Source organism: Nakamurella deserti (assembly GCF_003260015.1).
Classification (GTDB): Bacteria; Actinomycetota; Actinomycetes; order Mycobacteriales; family Nakamurellaceae; genus Nakamurella; species Nakamurella deserti.
In genome coordinates this window covers 2715427-2732597 of record NZ_QCXS01000002.1, presented here as the reverse complement: position 1 = coordinate 2732597, position 17171 = coordinate 2715427, and the positions used below count along the sequence as shown (strand labels likewise).

The following is a 17171-nucleotide window of genomic DNA, read 5'->3' as shown; positions in this document are numbered from 1 at the left end:
GATGGCCCTTCCGACCTGCGTCATCCTCACGGGCGTGTCCGCCCACACCGATCGCTGGCACCATCTGCCGGCGACGAGCGCCGCCGTCGCCGCGACCTTCGGGCCGCAGTACCGCTGGCGCCTGGTCTCCACCGACGACGTCGCCGCGGCGGGGCTTCCCGCGGCCGACCTGGTGGTGGTCAACGTGTCCGGCATCCCGGGCGGGGCGGTACCGGACACCGCCAGCATCGTGGATGCACTGGTGGATCACGCTGCGGGTGGCGGGGGGCTGCTGGGCCTTCATACGGCCAGCTTGGCCTTCGCCGGCGATCCACGGTGGACCGGCCTCCTGGGCGGTCGGTGGGTGGCCGGCGTGACCGGACACCCGCAGATCGGCCACGCCGTGGTGCAGGCGCTCCCTACCACGGAGACCGACGTCCCGGCGGTGGGGAACTTCGTGGTCTACGACGAGCGTTACACCGACCTGGAGCTGAACCCGGGGAGCACGCCCCTGGCGCTGCACACGGAGGACGGTCTGCCGCATCCGCTGGTCTGGGTACGGGACGGCGACGGGTCCCACGGGCGGGTCGTGTACAGCGCCCTCGGCCATGGGGTGGAGTCCTACGACGCACCCGGTCATGTCGCGATGCTGGGGAATTGTCTGCACTGGCTCACGCCCGGCGACAGGAAGGTCGTCACTGATCGTTGATCCACGAGGACCGCGGCGGGACCAACGGTTCCAGCTCCACCCAGAACTCGGCCGGGATCGGCAGGTCCGCCCACCGCAGCGTCTCGGTCAACTGCTCGGGTGAGACCATCCCGCAGATCGTGGCGTGTACCCGCGGGTCACGCATCGAGAACTGCAGAGCGGCTGCGATCAATGGGATTCCGTGGCGGTCGCACAATGCGCCGATCGCGTCCACGGCGGCGAGCAGCTCACGGCGGGCCGGCCGGTAGTGGTATCGGTCGGTGACGCGCGGCCAGCGGGACAGTATCCCTCCGCCGTAGACCGCGGCGTTGAGGACGCCGACTCCCCGCTCGGCCGCCTCGGTCAGCAGCGCATCGGCGGACCGGTCGACCAGGGAGTAACGGTTGTGCGTGATCACCGCGTCGAACAGGTCGGTGGCGACGAAGCTCCGCAGCATCGGCACCGGTCCACCGGCCACGCCGATGTGGTCCACGAGCCCTTCGTCGCGCAGTGCGACGAGTGCGTCCACCGGACCGCCGGCCGCCATCGCGCCGTCGAACCCCATCACCTCGGGATCATGCAGATAGAGCAGCGGTACGCGGTCCAGGCCCAGCCGCTGCAGACTCTCCTCGAACGAGCGGCGCATCCGGGCGCCGCCGAAGGAGTCGGTGTGCGGATCCCGGTCCAGTTTGGTCTGCACGACGAACCCGCTCGGCAGCCCGCCGTGTCGGCGGATCGCCGCCCCGAGGCGGCGCTCGCTGTCGCCGTCGCCGTAGTTGTTGGAGGTGTCGAGGAAGTTCAGCGGGCCCCGGAACACGAGCGCCGCGGTCGCCGCTGTGTCGTCGGCGTCCACCGGCCCGTGGGCCACCGAACCCGGACCCCACGCCCCGGTGCCCACACAGATCCGGGAGACCACCAGGCCGGTGCGGCCCAGGACGATGCGCCCGGCCGGGTGTGCAGCGGTATGTGTCTGAGTCGTGGCGTCGTGGGTCATTCGAAAGCATCGCCCTGTCGGAGCCGGTCGACGAGCACCGCGGTCAGCAGCACCAGGGCGACGATGACGTCGAGGTAGTCGGGGTCGATGAACTGCACGTTGAGGATGTTGGTGATGGCGGCGACCACGATCAGCCCGAGCAGAGCGCCGACGGGGTTGCCGACACCTCCGCGGGTGATGGAGTACCCGCCGATCATGAGGGCGGCGTAGATGCTGAACTCCAGGCCGGTACCGAGAATGTTGGAGGCCGAGCCGAGCTGACCGACGTAGAAGATGCCGCCGACGGCGGCACCCACGGACGACAGCAGCAGCGCACCGACGCGGACCCGGGTGACCGAGATGCCGGCGCGCGCGGCGGCCGCGGCATCACCGCCGACCGCCTGGATCTTGCGCCCGACCCGGGTCTTGGTCACGATCCCGGCGGCAACCAGAGCGACGCCGATGGCCACCAGGAACAACGTCGGTACCGATGTCGCGCTGCCCTGGGTGAAGGTGTACAGGGAGTCGATGAGCGTGGACGGCGGTGCCGAGACCACCACGACGTTGGACAACCCTCGCAGCAGGGTCAGCATACCGAGGGTGACCGCGAGCGGTTGCGCTCCCAGCCCGACGATGAAGTAGGCGTTGACCGCGCCCACGGCCACACCGATTCCCACGGTCGCCGCAGCTGCGGTCCACGTCGGCGTGCCGGCGGCCACGAGCTGGTTGAAGGCGACGGCACCGAAACCCGCCATCGACCCGATCGACAGGTCCACGACTCCGGCCAGCAGAGCGAACGACGCCAGCACCCCGACAAACAGCGGAATAGCCACGTCGGTGGCGATGATGCGCAGGTTCGACTCGGCGAAGAAGTCGGGTCCGACCCAGGCCATGGCGACCACCACGGTGACGACCAGGGCGATGGAGATACTGCCGACGGGACCGGCGAGTGTCCCCACCGCCCGACGTGCGAGCGAGACCGGCTGCTGGTCGAGCATTGTCGAGGCGGGTGCGGCCGACGTGGTCATCGCGCTCCTCTCTTCTGGCGGTAGCCGTCGATGCCGACGGCGAGGATGAGCAGGCTGCCTTGGAAGACCAGGGTGAAGGCGGGCGGCAACCCGAAAAAGGCGATGGACACCGCGATGGTGGACAGGAACCCGACGCTGAGGAGCAGCACCACGAAGTTGCCCTTGCCGCCGGACAGGCTGATGCCGGCCAGGATGACCGCCGCGATGACGGTGAGCTGGAAGCCCTCACCTGCCGCCGGGGTGAAACTCGGGTTCACCGTCGAGAAGAGCACGCCCGCGACGCCGACGATGAGCCCGGAGCCGGTGAAGACGCCGAGCCGGACCCTTCGCAGCGAGATGCCCCGCGACTTGGCAGCGGCCGGGTTGCCTCCTACCGCCACCAGATGCCGGCCCCAACGGGTGTAGGCGACGGCGAGACCGACCACCACGACGATGAGCACCATCGGCCAGAACACGTTGGGCAGACCGAGGAACCGACCGAGTCCGAAGCTCCGCAGAGCCGACTTCGACGGGATCTGTGCCGCCTTGAAACCGATGAGCATCAGGGCGAGACCGCCGAAGCCGGTCGCCAGCGTCACGATGATCGGATTCAACTTCAACACCGTCACAATGGTTCCGTTGAGCAGACCCCACACACCGCCGGCGCCGATACCCAGCAGCACCGCGACCCCGGTGCCCCACCCTGCCGTCAGGGCCGTGACCGTCGCCCAGGCACTGAAGACAAGGCCGACCGGGATGCTCAGGTCCAGCAGGGCACCGCTGATCACCACGAGACTCTGAGCCACCGCGAGGATCCCGACGATGGACATCGCGAACGTGACCGCCAGCAACGACTGTCGCGACAGGAAGTCCGGTCGGGTCGCCGTAGTGGCAATCACCAGCACGAGCCAGACAGCGGCGATGCTGAGGGCATCGCGACGGACCGCGCCGGTCCGCCGATCGGCGGTGCGGACCGGGGCATTGTCGCCCCCGGTGTCCGTCGCCGCCGACTGGCGCTGGTGGAGAGTACTCATCGAAATCGAAACCGTCCGTCCGTTGTGGCTCAGGCCTTGCAGAACAGGTCGTACGCCGTCTTGTCCGGGTTGGCGGCGAGCTCGGCGACACGATCGGCGATGGAGGGGATCGCCGCGGCGTCCTCCTGCGTGACCGGGCACGGCTGCACGCTGGCAGCCGCATCGGCACCGGTGTCCTTCACCGCGGGGGCGTCGCCGGCGGCGATCTGATCGGCGATCTCGAACGCGTACGCCGGGTAGCCCTCCAGGAAGTACATGACACTCCCGACCAGATGCGGGTCGACGTTGTCACCGGTGATGAGGCCGCCGTCCTGGCCCCAGCCCATGATGTCGGAGTCACGGCCCAGCTGGGTGGCAGCCTGGAGGGCTCCGACAACCGCCTGATCGTTCAGGCCTACGACGAGGATCTTGGTAGCGTCCGGGTGGGCGGCCAGCACGCCGGGGGCGTTGGCCAGCGAGGTGGTCAGGTTGCCGTCCGCCTCGTAGGAGACGTAGGCGTCGGCCGGAATATCCGGGCACACCGACTTGACGGCATCGCGCGCATTGCCGGTGCGCCACTCGTTGATCTGGCCGGCGGCGGTGCCCTCCGCGGACATCACCAGATCGACCTGGCAGTCCCATTTCTCCTTGGCCATCTCGGCAAGCGCGGTGCCGCCCTCGGTGCCGGCCTTGGCGTTGTCCACACCGACGAAGTACCAGCCGGGCTGGGCGATGTCGAAGGTCATGACCGGAATGCCGGCGTCGGCATACTTCTTGGCGATGACGGGGTTCGCAGACGGCTGACCGTTGAACATCATCACCGCATCGACGCCCTGCTGGATGAACAGGTCCGCGTTCTTGGTCGCGGTCGCCTCGGAGTTGTCGTTGCTCAGCTCAACGAACTTCCAGCCGCGCTCCTCGGCGAGGGCCTTGGCGACGTCGCCCTGCAGGTCCTGCCAGTCGGCGTTGGGCTGACCACCGACAGCGAACCCGAGGGTGAAGTCGCCGGCGGCGCCACCACCGCTCGCGGACCCAGGGGCGGAACCGGCGGCCGCAGCGCTCGACGAGGACGTGGTCGAGTTCGCGGCCGGCGTGGAGCTGCCACCGCAGGCCGTCAGGACCAGAGCGGCGGTCAGTAGACCTGCAGTCGGGAGAAACCGGCGAACGGATGCGTGCGTCATTGCAGACTCTCCTAGGAATGTGATGCGGTCCCTCGCGCGGACGGCGAGGGAGGACGGGACGAACGGGCCGACACCGGAGCTGTCCGGGTCAGCGATGACGGCGTCTCAGATGACGCCGTCGGGCGTGCCGTGGGAGACGGCGTCAGGCGACAACGGTGGCCGAGTCCTCAGGGGTGCGCACGTCGGCCGGGATCGCCCCGGTGATGAGACCGACAAGGTGCTCCGGGTTGACGGCCGCGACGTCGCGGGTGGCGATCGTGCGGCCCAGGCGCATGACCGTGATGCGGTCCGCCACCTGCACGAGTTGCTGCATGTTGTGGCTTACGAGGATGACACTGATGCCGTGATCGCGAAGCCGGCCGATGATCCCGAGGACATGCGCTGATTCGCGCACTCCAAGTGCCGCGGTGGGCTCGTCGAGGATGACGATGCGGCGTCCCCACAGGATGGCGCGGGCGATGGCCAGGCACTGCCGCTGCCCGCCGGACATGCCCTTCACGGACACGTTGACGGATTGGATCCCAACACCGAGGTCGGTGAGCACTTCACGGGCGCGCCGCCGCATCCCCCGGTCGTCCACCACGTTCAGCATGCGCAGCAACGGGTTGGTTGACAGCGGCTCACGTCCGACGTAGACGTTCTGTACGGCGGACATCGTGTCGACCAGTGCGAGGTCCTGGTACACGGTCTCGATTCCAGCCTGCAGGGCGTCGCTCGGCCGACGGAACTGCACCGACGCGCCCTCCACCTCGATCGTCCCGGAATCCGGGATGACCGACCCGGACAGGGTTTTCAGCATGGTGGACTTTCCGGCGCCGTTGTCGCCGACCAGTCCCATGACCTCGCCGCGGCGCAGTTCCATTGACGCATCGGCCAACGCCACGACGGCCCCGTAGTGACGCTGTAGATGCTGAGCCCGCAGGACCACGTCCTGACCAGTCTCCGACGTACCAGACATCGATCGAACCTCTCCATCGAGGCGAAGTAAAACGTTGCAATCGGAGCATCGCATGCGTGGAGGGTGTCGAGCAAGTGCCGATTCGTGTTGCGACGTAAGTGTTCCCGCTGGGTTTACGAAAGGCGGTTGTGAGCTTTCGTTTCGTCCCTGCGATCACGGGATCGGGCACCCGTGAGTGCGCGTGGCGCCGGGTGGGCCCGGTCGACGACGGCGACCGGCGTCGGCGGGTCAGACGGCGTCGGGGCCGGGGATCACCTTTCTCAAGGCCTCGAGAATCGGGGCGACGCGGTCCCGGCGGTCCATGGCGTTGGTGAGGTATCCGATGGCCAGGCGGGCCTGTGGGTCGGCAAACCCAGACTGGCCGCCCGCGCCGTCGTGCCCGAACGAATCGGCACTCCACCACGGGGTGACGGCGGACGACAGTTGAACGCCGGCGCCCCAACGCTGATAGGGAGGGCCAGGATCGAACACCCAGGGTCCCTCGCTCCTCGGCCGCCGCATGGCTGCGGCGCTTTCGTCGTCGAGGAGCCGAACCCCGAGGGTCTTCGCGACCGTCGCCGACCAGATGCGTGCCAGGCCGGAGGCCGTGCCAATGGCGCCGGCGGCGGCCAGGCCGGCCCGCTGCACTCGGGCGTCGTTGAAACCTGTGTCGCCGCGCACCAGCCCGCGGGGGAACACGGTACCCAGGGTGGAGCCGCGCGCGATCCACTCGTCGTCGGCCGGGGACGCACCGCTGACCGCAGATTCCCAGGTGTCGTCGGTCACCAGTCGCGACACGCGCCGCAAGTCCGAGGCGTCGGGGCGGAACGAGACGTCGGCTCCCAGCGGAGCGGCGACCTCATCGACGAACAACTCGTGGAGTTGTCGGTCTGTCGCTGACGCAACGATCCGCTCGACAATCGGGCCGAACGTCAAGGCGTGATACGAGTGCCCGGATCCGGGCGTCCACAACGGCTGCTGAGCGGCGATACGCGCAGCCCAGCTGTCGCCGTCGAGGACATCGTCCAGCGCCAGGTCCTCGAGAGGCGCCGAAACGCCGCCGCGATGGGCGAGGACATCGGCGATCGAAACGCGGTCCTTACCGTGGGCGCTGAAGTCGGGCCAGAGGTCGGCCAACGGCGCTTCCACGTCGAGCAGCCCTGCCTGGGCGAGCCGGGCGATCAGGACCGCCACGAGGCCCTTGGAACACGAGAACAGCACGCTGGTGGTGTCTTGGCCCCAGGGGCGGCCGGTGCGCTCGTCAGCGGTGCCGCACCAGATGTTGACGACCTCGTGCCCGTGGTGCCACACCGACAATGCCGCTCCTGTGCGGGCCGGGTCGGCCACGCCGGCCCGGAAGGGCTCCATGACGGTCTCGAAGCCCGGAGTCACGACACCTACGATGCGCGGCTCGCCGGCTTCTGGACGCGGCAAACGGACGCTGTTCACGGTGGCCTCCAGTTGACGATCGGAAGACGGGCGCCGCCCACGATAGAGAGCGGGTGTCGGCGCTGGTGGGTCGATACCGCTGGGTCGTTCACGCGAACTGCGGCGGCCCAGGAACCTGCCGCCACCGAGCACGGCGCGGAGGCGGGACATCAGACGAACTCGGATGACCTCGCTGTACGGCTGACCGCAACTGCGATCTCCTGTGGGAATTGGTGCGGCAGTAGAGCCGGGCGGCGAGCTCCCCACGCCGACATGTGTGCTCATCGCCATCCGACGCCTGTTCGTGACCGCGCGATGATGTTGCATGCAGGTAGTTACCGAACCCGGTGACGCTCACGTCTTCGGTACGCATCGGCAGCGCACCGGAGGGCGATCAAGGCACTCCAGGGGCCATGACGTCGTCGCGAGCCGCCCCAGGCTCCAGCCGCGTCAGACCCGTGGGTTCAGTCCGGCGACCGGACCGGTCGGGATGATCCTCGTCGGACGATCGCGGTCGTCACGGGAGTCACGCGGCCGCCGGCGGCGCCATTGATCCGGTCGGTCAGCATGGAGGCAAGGGACCGGCCGATCCCGTGGAAGGGGATGCTCATGGTGGTGAGGGAGGGGCGGCAGGTGTCCGCGGGGAGGGAGTTGTCCCAGCCGACGAGCTGCACGTCATCCGGTACCCGGAACCCCCGATCGATGAGCACGGGCAACGCGGCGCTGGCCATCACATCCGAAGCTACGAACACGCCATCGAAACCCAGGTCCCGGTCCAACAGTTCGTGCATGCGGTTGCGTCCCGCTTCCGGCGTGTGATCACCGAAGGTGATGTGGTCTTCGCTGGTGCCCGGGAAAACGTCTCGGATTCCGGCGATCATGTTCCAGGTACTGGGAACGTCGCGCTGGCCCGCGATGACCGCGCATCGCGTGACTCCGGCTCTCGCCAGATAGGTGCACATGTCGCCGGCGCCCTTCCGGGTGTCGGTGACGAGGCTGTCCATGCGGGGTGCCCCGTCGACGAGTCCGTTGGCAGCGATGGGCACCCCGGCGCCGGCAATGTCGACCACGAGTGGTTCAAGAAGTTCAGGCGTGAGCACGATGACGCCGTCGACGTGGCCGCCCTTGACGTACCGAGCTGCTTTGAGCTGATCCTGCTGGTCCTCGACGATGAGGGTGACCAACTGGATGGGGCTGTCCTGTAGTACCTCCTTGATGCCGCCGAGGACGGCGGCGACGTTGGGGTCGGCGAAGAAACGCTGGTTGGCCATCGGCGCGATGAACCCGATGGTTCCTGTCCGGTTGAGGGCCATCGCTCGGGCGCCGGCATGCTGGACGTAGCCCAACGCCGCGATCGCCTCGTGTACCCGCGCTGCCGCGCGGGGACTCACATTCGCCGCCCCGTTGACGGCGCGCGAGGCGACCATTCTGGATACACCGGCTTCACGCGCCACGTCATCGAGCGTCGGTCGTCCGGATCTGGTCATTCCTGGCGCCTCTCCTGTTGAGCTGCATCCGGCACGTGTACGGGGTCGAGTTGGTAGCCCTACCATAGCGGCATCGCTGGATCGTCGCGCACGAGCACGCACGGTCGTGCCCCACTCGAATCCTCTCATTCTGGCGTATCGCGCCGCGCGATCGACGACTCTGCGAGAAGGTTGCTTCGGACCGTTGACACCAGGTTTGTCATCGAGTAGAAATCTGTCAGGCGTCGACTGGTAGCCCTACCATTCCTCCGAAGAGCACACGTGTGCATCGGAAGGCCGCCCACATCTCACGGGAGCATCGTTGCTCGCTTCGTCAGCGCCGCCGCAGCGGGCGCCCACCACCCGACGCACGCCGGCGTTCCAGCGCCGGCTGGCCCGCACCGGCCTGGCCTTCATCGCCCCCTTCGCGATCCTGTTCGTCGCGACGCTCATTCTGCCGCTGGCCTATGCCGCGTGGCTCAGCCTGTACCGGGAGCAGATGGTCGGCGGCAACACCTTCGTCGGTCTCGCCAACTACGTCCGCGCGTTCGAGGACCCTGTGCTCAGGTCCGGCCTGGGTCGGGTGCTGGTCTTCATGGCCATCCAGATCCCGATCGGGCTGCTGATCGCGCTTGGTGCGGCAGTGGCGATCGACAGCCGGCGGCTTCGAGGTGCCGGGCTGTTCCGACTGGGGATGTTCGTGCCCTTCGCCGTGCCCACCGTGGTGGCCGCTCTCATGTGGGGATACATGTACGGGCCGAAATTCGGTCTCGTCGGGGACGTCGCACAGTGGCTGGACGTCACGCCGCCGAACCTGCTGGACCGGGGTTGGATCCTGCCGTCGATGGCCAACATCACGATCTGGCAGGGCGCCGGATACAACATGCTGATCTTCTTCTCGACCCTGAAGTCGATCCCGGAGGAGCTGTACGAGGCCGCCGAGATCGACGGTGCCGGCGAGTTCCGCAAGTTGATCAGCATCAAACTGCCTGCGCTGCGGTCGACCATCGGTCTGACGATGTTCTTCAGTGTCATCGGCGCCATCCAGCTGTTCACCGAGCCGAGCATCCTGCAGTCGCTCGCGCCCACTGTGATCACCTCGGGTTTCACGCCCAACCTGTATTCCTACAATCTGGCGTTCGCCGGTAACTCGTACAACTACTCCGCGGCCGTCGCGGTGTCCCTCGGGTTGACCACCGTGATGTTGGCGGTCGCTTTCCAATTCTTCCTGGGCCGTTCACGGCGAACACAGACAGGCCTGAGCAAGTGACTGCACAGCTCGACGCGCTCGACGTCACCACAACCGTTGTCGAGCAGCGGATCCATGGGAGCAGACCTGGTCAGCGCAAGAGCACCACGCTGACCGTGGTGATGATCGCGGCACTGCTGTATTTCATGGTGCCGCTCGTCTGGTTGGTCATCAACAGCACCAAGACTCAGGTCGATCTGTATGCCACCGGTGGTCTCGAGTTCGGGCACACCTTCGCGCTCTGGGACAACCTCAAACGGCTGTTCACGATCCAGGACGGCATCTACGGCAAGTGGTTGCTGAACACCGTGTTCTATGCGGTAGTCACCGCCGTCGGCTCCGCCCTGGTCAGCGCCTTGGCCGGCTACGCCATGGCGCGATTCGAGTTCCCCGGCAAACGGCTGTTCTTCGCCGTCGTCCTGGGCGCGGTGATGATTCCCGGTTCGGTGCTGGCGGTCCCGATCTTCCTGCTCAGCAGCAAGGTCGGGCTCGCCGACACCGCGGCCGCGGTGATCCTGCCCGGCCTGGCCAGCCCCTTCGGCCTGTACCTCATGTGGGTCTACGCCGAACGTTCCGTACCCCAGGAGATCATCGAGGCCGCCCGCTCCGACGGAGCGTCGGAATTCCGCATCTTCCGCTCCGTCGTCCTGCGGCTGATGGCCCCCGGGATCACCTCCGTGATCCTCTTCGGGCTCACCGGCGCGTGGAACAACTACTTCTTCCCGCTGATCCTGCTGACCAGCCCGGAGAAGTTCCCCATCGCGGTGGGCCTGGCCCAGCTCAACGGCCAGGCGAACCAGACCAATCAGACCGTCACGGTCGAAGGGGTCTATCCGCTCGTCCTCGTCGGCTCACTCGTGGCGATCGTTCCACTGATCTTGGCTTTCCTTGTGCTGCAACGATTTTGGCAATCCGGTCTGGCGACCGGCAGTGTCAAGATGTAGCTCACGCCTCCGGGCAGCGTCCGGATTCACCCCGCCGGGGGGCCACCTCCGCGCCGGTTAACGCTGCGCCCAGATCCGGCGCCGCGCTTCTGCACGACCTTCACAAAGGAGTAAGGCCATGCCTGTCAACCCACTGCTCAACCGACGCCGCTTCCTCGCGATCAGCGGCTCCGCGGCCCTCGCCGGCGCTCTCGCCGCCTGCGGCACCTCGGCGCCGTCTGGCACCTCGTCCACCTCGACGGGCTCCGCCGGCCCGGCCGGGGACGGCGAGAAGTTCGGCACCGCGGACAAACCCGTCACCGTCAGCTTCTGGACCTGGGGCACCCCTGACCCGGCGCTGGTCCCGGCGTACAAGAAGCTGCACCCGTACGTCGATCTGCAGGTGACCGCCGTCGGGTCCACCGCGGACCTGTACCCGAAGCTCGCCACGGTCTACAAGGCCGGCACCGGGGCACCTGACTGCACCGCGCTGGAACTTCCGATGATGCCCACCTACGCGGCCGCCGGGTACCTCGAGGACATGACCCCCTACGGGGCGTCGGTGGATGCCTACGACGCGTCCGCAGCGCGCGCTTCGCAGTTCGGCGGGAAGCTGTACGCCGTCCCGACTGACTACGGGCCGATGGTCATGTACTACCGCACCGACGTCTTCGACAAGTTCGGCCTCACCGTCCCGACCACCTGGGACGAGTACCGTCAGACAGCAGAGGCTCTCAAGAAAGCCGCACCCGACGCCTTCATCTCCAACCTCGACCCCGGGGACTCCACCGAGGCTCTCGGGCTGATCTGGCAGGCCGGTGGTCGGCCCTTCCAGCTCGACGGCACCAACCTGGCCGTCGACCTCGCCGACGAAGGAACCACCAAGTACGCCACCTACTGGTCCGGCATGCTCCGCGACGGCCTCGTCAACCCGGTGCCCGGATTCACCGCCGACTGGTTCAACCAGATGGGATCCGGCACCTACGCCACCTGGTTCGCCGGCGCCTGGGGGTCGTCGGTGCTCGCGCAGTCGCTCACCCAGAACAACGGACTGTGGCGAGCGGCGGCCATCCCCAATTGGGAAGCCGGAACCGCGGTGAACGCGGCCATGGGCGGCTCGGGTACCGCCGTCAGCTCGACCAGCCCGAACAAAGCCGCGGCCGTGGCGTTCGCGCAGTGGTACGGCACCGACTGGCCGCTGGCCAACGTTGGCAAGGCCGGCGGTGCCACCTTCCCGGCGAGCCTGACCGTGCAGAAGGACCCGGCGTACCTCAACGCCCCGTCGGAAATCCTCGGTGGCCAACTTGCGGCCCAGCTCTACGTCCAGCTGTCCGGTGACGTCGCCGAAGGCTGGCAGTTCCTGCCGTACCAGCTCTACGCCAACAACCTGTACAAGGACACCGCGGGTCAGCAGGTCGCGTCAGGCTTCGACCTGGCGGCGGGCCTGTCGCAGTGGCAGGAGCAGATCGTCAGCTACGGCCGGCAGCAGGGGTTCACCGTCAATGGATCTTGAGACCAGTTACCGCGCTGATCCCAACCGCTACGAACAGCAGCCCTACCGCCGCACCGGACGCAGTGGTCTGCTGCTGCCGGTGATCTCATTGGGCCTGTGGCACAACTTCGGTGCAGACCACAACCGCATCACCGCACAAGCCATCCTGCGGCGGGCCTTCGACCTGGGTGTCACCCACTTCGACCTCGCGAACAACTACGGACCGCCCTACGGGTCCGCCGAATCGCTGTTCGGCGACATCTACAGGCGCGACTTCCGCCGCCACCGCGACGAGATCGTGATCTCCACCAAAGCCGGCTACGACATGTGGCCCGGCCCGTACGGTGACCACGGCTCGCGCAAGTACCTGATGGCAAGCCTGGACCAGAGCCTCACCAGGATGGGCGTCGAGTACGTCGACATCTACTACCACCACCGCCCCGACCCCGACACGCCCATCGAGGAAACGATGGGTGCCCTCGCGAGCATCGTCGACCAAGGCAAGGCGTTGTATGTCGCGGTCTCCAACTACAACGCGGAGCAGACACGAGCCGCCCATGCTGTGTTGGCGGCGCACGGGACACCGCTTCTCATGCACCAGATGCGCTACTCGATGCTTTCACGCGGTCCTGAGGAAGCACTGTTCGGGGCCATCGACGCGCTGAGCATCGGCGGCATCGCCTTCTCACCGCTCGCCCAGGGCCTGCTCACCGACCGATACCGCGATGGGATCCCTGCCGGGTCCCGAGCAGCCGGCAACAGCCCTTTCCTCCAGGGGCAGGCCATCACACCCGAGCTGCAACAAACCCTCCGGCGGCTCAGCGACATCGCCGCCCAACGCGAACAGACCCTCGCCCAGATGGCGATCTCCTGGATCCTTCGTCGCCCGACCATCACATCGGCGCTCGTCGGTGCGAGCAGTCCCGAACAGCTCACCCTCACCCACGCGGCGAGCCGACACCTCGACTTCGAACAGGCCGAGCTGGATGCCATCGACGTCGCCCTCACACCGGTGCGCTGACCGACGCAACGGCACCCGACACACCCCTCGCAGTAACAACGCGCCGCCCACCCCAGACGGCCGAAAGGTAAACGGCGTGAACAGCAACACCATCGCGGCGCAAGGCATCTTCCAGCCCCGCCCCACCCACGTGGATGTCCCGAGCCCAGCGACAGCACCCCTGCCCGGCAACGGACTGCACCAGCACTCCTTCCTCTACGCAGGCGAATGGCAGAACGCCTCGTTCCACCACCAACGGATGTTCCGCATCACCGGCGGGCGCGTCGCGTGGACCTACGAACTGCCAGAACCCGGCGAATTCGGCCAGATCAACACGCTGCCCAACGGCAACGTGTTGTTCGCCAGGCTCCACGGAGCCAGCGAAATCGACCCCCATGGACGACGAGTCTGGGACTATCCTGCAGCGCCCGGCACCGAGATCCACACCTGCCGGCCCGTCGACGCCGATCACGTGTTCGTCGTCATCAACGGCAACCCGGCCGCAGCGCTGATTCTGCGCAAGCGTGACAACGCGGTCGAGCATCGCATCGAGATCAGCACCTCAGGGACAGACCCGCACTCCATGTTCCGGTCCTGCGCCTTCACCACCGACCGAACGGTTCTCTTGGCGCACATGGATCGCCAGGAGGTGGTCGAATACGACCTCGACGGGCGAGCGATGTGGTCCATCACCGCTGAAACCCCCTGGGGCGTCGAACGACTCGCCAACGGCAACACGCTCATCAGCGGCGACCACAGCGGCTACGTCCGAGAAGTGGAGCCGTCGGGAAATATCGTATGGGAGTACAACCGCGTCGACGCGCTCGAGGACGGCTTGAAGCTGGACGCCATACAACAGGCGACCAGGCTGCCCAATGGAAACACCGTCTTCGCCAACTGGTGCAGCGACCGGACTCCCGCACGCGACCAACTCCAATCGGTTCAGCTGTTGGAGGTGACACCGGACAACACGATCCGGTGGGCCCTGCGTCAATGGCACGAACCCAACCTGGGCCCGGCGAGCTTCTTCGAATTCTCGTGACTCCGTTGCGACGTAGCCGGCGACAGCTTCCTGACCCCCGATGCAGCCCCAGCGGCCACGTGGCCGCGCATCAACCCACGTTCGACCCGGTTGCCGCGACCTCAACCCGGCGGAGCCGCCAGTGACACCGAGGTGGTTCACTCCGATCCCTGGCGCCCCCTAGCCGTCGACATACTCGCGATCAGCACAGTCGAGAACTGCGAGCTACAGACCTGCCTCGAACGGAACTGTCAAAAGGCCAGCATGGACACCTGTTGGAGGGCCTGCGTGGACATCAACGAATTAGCCGCCCAGACCGGGGTCAACAAGTCCGATCTCCATGCTTACGAACGCAGTGGGCTCATCACCGCCCTGCGCGTCGGTCGAAGACGTCGCTATGACATCGCGGACGTGGCGCGGGTCCGGACCATCCGAGGTCTTCTTGCCTTCGGGATGTCTGCAAGCAGTGTCCGCGAGATCGTGGCTGGTACGACCAGCGATGACTGAAGGATGGTCCGAAAGCTCCCAGCACCCGGGTCTTGCCGGGACCTGGGTGGTGCTGAACCGACCAATCGATCGCCGCGCCCCGATCGGTGACAAGTCCAGCCGAGACGATCACGGTCGACCAAGTTCTCTTCCCGCAGGGGCCGCAGAGTCCATAACCTGCGGGGCTGCGTAACGCCGACGAAGTCGGCCGGCTCAGCCTGCGTGATGCCACCTTTGACCGACAGCTGGACCCGCAGCACGGCGTAGAGGCCGTACCCGCGGCGCCCGCGGCGTGGCGCCGCAGTTCCAAGCCGGGGACAGAAGTTGCTGGCGGATTCCGCGGCCGGGACCACGACGTTGTCCCCGCCGCGCCAGTCCAGGCTGTTGATGACGATCGCCAACACGGTGCTGGTGTCCTGGGTGAACGTGACCTGGTGGGGGTGGCCGCCCACAAGCTGGGCAACCGACATCCGTACGACATCGGCCTGGGCGCCCCAGCCGGCGTAGGCACCGATGCCCTGTCGGGTGTGGCCGTCGATCACGGCGGTCATCGCGGCCTGCACCCGGGTGGAGAGCACTACGACGGCCGCTGAGTCCACAGACGACATCGACGCAGCCCCCGGGTACAGACCCCGCACCCCTTCCCGGTACAACGTCTCCGGACCGCGGCGAAATCGGCGACACCGCGGCGGCAACGCAGGTGGGCTTGCGGGCGGGAGACGTCGCCCGAGGCTACGGGTCGGTGCCGCCGCGTCGGCAGTGGAGTCACCCGGGTGCAGCTGCGGGCGTCACCGGGCGACCGACAGTGCGAACGGGGTGAACCCGAACGCGCCGAGCAGGGCCGGCACCATCAGCGCCATCGCTTCGGGGCCCCGCGCGGTGCTGATCGGGCCGAGGTCGACCAGCCATCGATCGGCCCAGCCGAGGCTGTGCAGGACGTCCCGAACCAGCGTCTTGGCGGTGATGTCGTCGCCGGACAGGAACGCGGTGGGGGCGGCGGCGAGTGCCGCGGGTGAGGTCATCACCGAGAACAGCATCGTGTTCAGGCTTTTCACGACGCGGGTGTGGGGGAGCGCGGCCTGGAGTTGCGCGCCCAGGCTGGAGCCCTCGTAGAGTAACCCGCCGGGCATCCCGTCCGGGGTGCGGGTGGTCGCGTTGGCCACATCGAGGAGCACCCTGCCCGCGAGAGCGTCACGCAGGACGGAGAGCCGCTCCAGGGTGGTGTCCCCGGGGGTGGCGTTGATGACCAGCTCCGCCGCGGTGATCGCCGCGGCGGTGTCGGTCACCGTCACGGGGGAGCCGGCCCACTGGCCGCGGGTGACATCGGGCTGACGGACGCCGAGGACGATGCGGTGACCGGCACCGCTGAGGCCGGTGGCGAGGTTGGAGCCGACCCGGCCGGCACCGAGAACGGCGATCGTGGTGTGGATGCGGGTGGTGGGGGACATCGGGATTCTTCTTCCTGTGGTGGTTCAGGAGGTGAGGGCGGCGGAGAGGGGGGCGGCGAGGCCTGGTGTGGTGGCGATGAAGTCGGCGCTGGTGAGGGTCCATGGGGCGCCGGAGGTGTCGATGACCGTGCCGTGGGCTTCCTGCACGAGCAGCGCCCCGGCGAGCAGCCCGGAACGGACCTGCCCGTACTGCCAGAACGCGTCGGTGTGGCCGGCGGCGACCTGCACGAGCTGCAGCGTCGCTGGGACGGTGGCGGAGACGAGCAGCGCCGCGTCGAGCATCCGGTCGATCGAGGTGCTCATCGCGTGCCGGATCGTCGGGTCTTCACCGGGTGTGGCTTGGCCGGTGCCCACCAGTGCAGCCTTGAGGTCGGATTTCGCCGACACCGTGATCGGGGCGCCGTCCAGGAAGGCGCCGCCGCCCCGGACCGCGGTGTAGGTGCGGTTGAGGGCGGGCAGGAACACCGCGGTCAGGACCGGCACGTCGTCGCGGACCAGGGTCGCGGTGACTCCCCAGTCGACGGAGCCGTGGATGTGGTTGACGTTGCCCTCGGCGGCGTCGGCCACCCACCACTCACCGGGCCCCAGACCACCGCGGCCCTCTTCGTCGTCGTCCCACCGGGCGCCGGGGCGCAGCCGTTCCAGGGCCGGTCGCAGCACCGCCGTGGAGGCGATGTCGTTGGCGTCGATCGCTGCGAGCAGCGCGGTGATGTCGCCGACCCGGTTGCTGGCGGAGAACCGGTCGAGCAGGACCCGGCCCGCCGCGGTGACCGCCGCGGTCATCCCGTCCAGAAGTGCGAGGTCCTGTTCGGTCTGTGACTGAAACTCGTTTCCTGTCATGATCTCTCGTCCCTGCGGTCGTCGGTTCTGCGGTCACCTG

The 17171-nt window shown here is 67.6% G+C and carries 16 protein-coding genes; 7 read left to right on the top strand and 9 right to left on the bottom strand.

What is annotated here, in order from left to right; translation table 11 throughout:
- Position 1 precedes the first annotated feature (1 nt).
- On the top strand, positions 2 to 688 hold the full coding sequence (locus tag DB033_RS12505) for a ThuA domain-containing protein (protein ID WP_111766963.1): 687 nt from the start codon (positions 2 to 4) through the stop codon (positions 686 to 688).
- Here DB033_RS12505 and DB033_RS12500 read toward each other — a convergent pair.
- The 7 genes from DB033_RS12500 to DB033_RS12470 form a co-directional block, all read right to left on the bottom strand.
- Positions 675 to 1661, bottom strand: coding sequence for an aldo/keto reductase (locus DB033_RS12500; RefSeq protein ID WP_111766962.1), 987 nt, complete (start codon positions 1659 to 1661; stop codon positions 675 to 677). The genes DB033_RS12505 and DB033_RS12500 overlap by 14 nt on opposite strands.
- The gene (locus DB033_RS12495; protein ID WP_111766961.1) at positions 1658 to 2668 is read right to left on the bottom strand and encodes an ABC transporter permease; all 1011 of its coding nucleotides are present in this window, start codon (positions 2666 to 2668) and stop codon (positions 1658 to 1660) included. The genes DB033_RS12500 and DB033_RS12495 overlap by 4 nt, the downstream gene beginning before the upstream one ends.
- Positions 2665 to 3681, bottom strand: a complete 1017-nt coding sequence (locus tag DB033_RS12490; protein WP_111766960.1) for an ABC transporter permease — start codon at positions 3679 to 3681, stop codon at positions 2665 to 2667. The genes DB033_RS12495 and DB033_RS12490 overlap by 4 nt, the downstream gene beginning before the upstream one ends.
- A 29-nt stretch (positions 3682 to 3710) precedes the next feature.
- Entirely contained in the window at positions 3711 to 4841 is a 1131-nt protein-coding gene (locus tag DB033_RS12485) for a sugar ABC transporter substrate-binding protein (RefSeq protein WP_111766959.1), read from the bottom strand.
- A 142-nt stretch (positions 4842 to 4983) separates the two neighbouring features.
- A complete protein-coding gene (locus tag DB033_RS12480) occupies positions 4984 to 5724 on the bottom strand; it encodes an ATP-binding cassette domain-containing protein (protein ID WP_240615853.1) in 741 nt (246 codons plus the stop codon).
- 303 nt (positions 5725 to 6027) lie between these two features.
- On the bottom strand, positions 6028 to 7227 hold the full coding sequence (locus DB033_RS12475; protein WP_157970655.1) for a serine hydrolase domain-containing protein: 1200 nt from the start codon (positions 7225 to 7227) through the stop codon (positions 6028 to 6030).
- A gap of 443 nt (positions 7228 to 7670) precedes the next feature.
- Positions 7671 to 8693: a LacI family DNA-binding transcriptional regulator gene (locus DB033_RS12470; protein ID WP_170315531.1), complete on the bottom strand. Its 1023-nt coding sequence runs from the start codon at positions 8691 to 8693 to the stop codon at positions 7671 to 7673.
- A 301-nt stretch (positions 8694 to 8994) separates the two neighbouring features.
- Between DB033_RS12470 and DB033_RS12465 the strand changes: the two genes are divergently transcribed.
- The 6 genes from DB033_RS12465 to DB033_RS20720 all read left to right on the top strand — a co-directional run bounded on the left by DB033_RS12465 (position 8995) and on the right by DB033_RS20720 (position 14864).
- Positions 8995 to 9942, top strand: a complete 948-nt coding sequence (locus DB033_RS12465; protein ID WP_111766955.1) for a carbohydrate ABC transporter permease — start codon at positions 8995 to 8997, stop codon at positions 9940 to 9942.
- Positions 9939 to 10865 carry a carbohydrate ABC transporter permease gene (locus DB033_RS12460; RefSeq protein WP_205843785.1) on the top strand — a complete coding sequence of 309 codons (927 nt, stop codon included), beginning with the start codon at positions 9939 to 9941 and terminating at the stop codon, positions 10863 to 10865. The genes DB033_RS12465 and DB033_RS12460 overlap by 4 nt, the downstream gene beginning before the upstream one ends.
- Before the next feature lie 118 nt (positions 10866 to 10983).
- Positions 10984 to 12357, top strand: coding sequence for an ABC transporter substrate-binding protein (locus DB033_RS12455; protein WP_111766953.1), 1374 nt, complete (start codon positions 10984 to 10986; stop codon positions 12355 to 12357).
- The gene (locus tag DB033_RS12450; protein ID WP_111766952.1) at positions 12347 to 13357 is read left to right on the top strand and encodes an aldo/keto reductase; all 1011 of its coding nucleotides are present in this window, start codon (positions 12347 to 12349) and stop codon (positions 13355 to 13357) included. The genes DB033_RS12455 and DB033_RS12450 overlap by 11 nt, the downstream gene beginning before the upstream one ends.
- Positions 13358 to 13433: 76 nt before the next feature.
- A complete protein-coding gene (locus DB033_RS12445) occupies positions 13434 to 14378 on the top strand; it encodes an outer membrane protein assembly factor BamB family protein (RefSeq protein ID WP_111766951.1) in 945 nt (314 codons plus the stop codon).
- Positions 14379 to 14645: 267 nt separating this feature from the next.
- Positions 14646 to 14864 carry a MerR family transcriptional regulator gene (locus tag DB033_RS20720; protein WP_157970654.1) on the top strand — a complete coding sequence of 73 codons (219 nt, stop codon included), beginning with the start codon at positions 14646 to 14648 and terminating at the stop codon, positions 14862 to 14864.
- Positions 14865 to 15631: 767 nt separating this feature from the next.
- Here DB033_RS20720 and DB033_RS12435 read toward each other — a convergent pair.
- Positions 15632 to 16291: an NADPH-dependent F420 reductase gene (locus DB033_RS12435; RefSeq protein ID WP_111766949.1), complete on the bottom strand. Its 660-nt coding sequence runs from the start codon at positions 16289 to 16291 to the stop codon at positions 15632 to 15634.
- A gap of 24 nt (positions 16292 to 16315) precedes the next feature.
- Positions 16316 to 17131 carry an inositol monophosphatase family protein gene (locus DB033_RS12430; RefSeq protein ID WP_111766948.1) on the bottom strand — a complete coding sequence of 272 codons (816 nt, stop codon included), beginning with the start codon at positions 17129 to 17131 and terminating at the stop codon, positions 16316 to 16318.
- Positions 17132 to 17171: the final 40 nt, after the last annotated feature.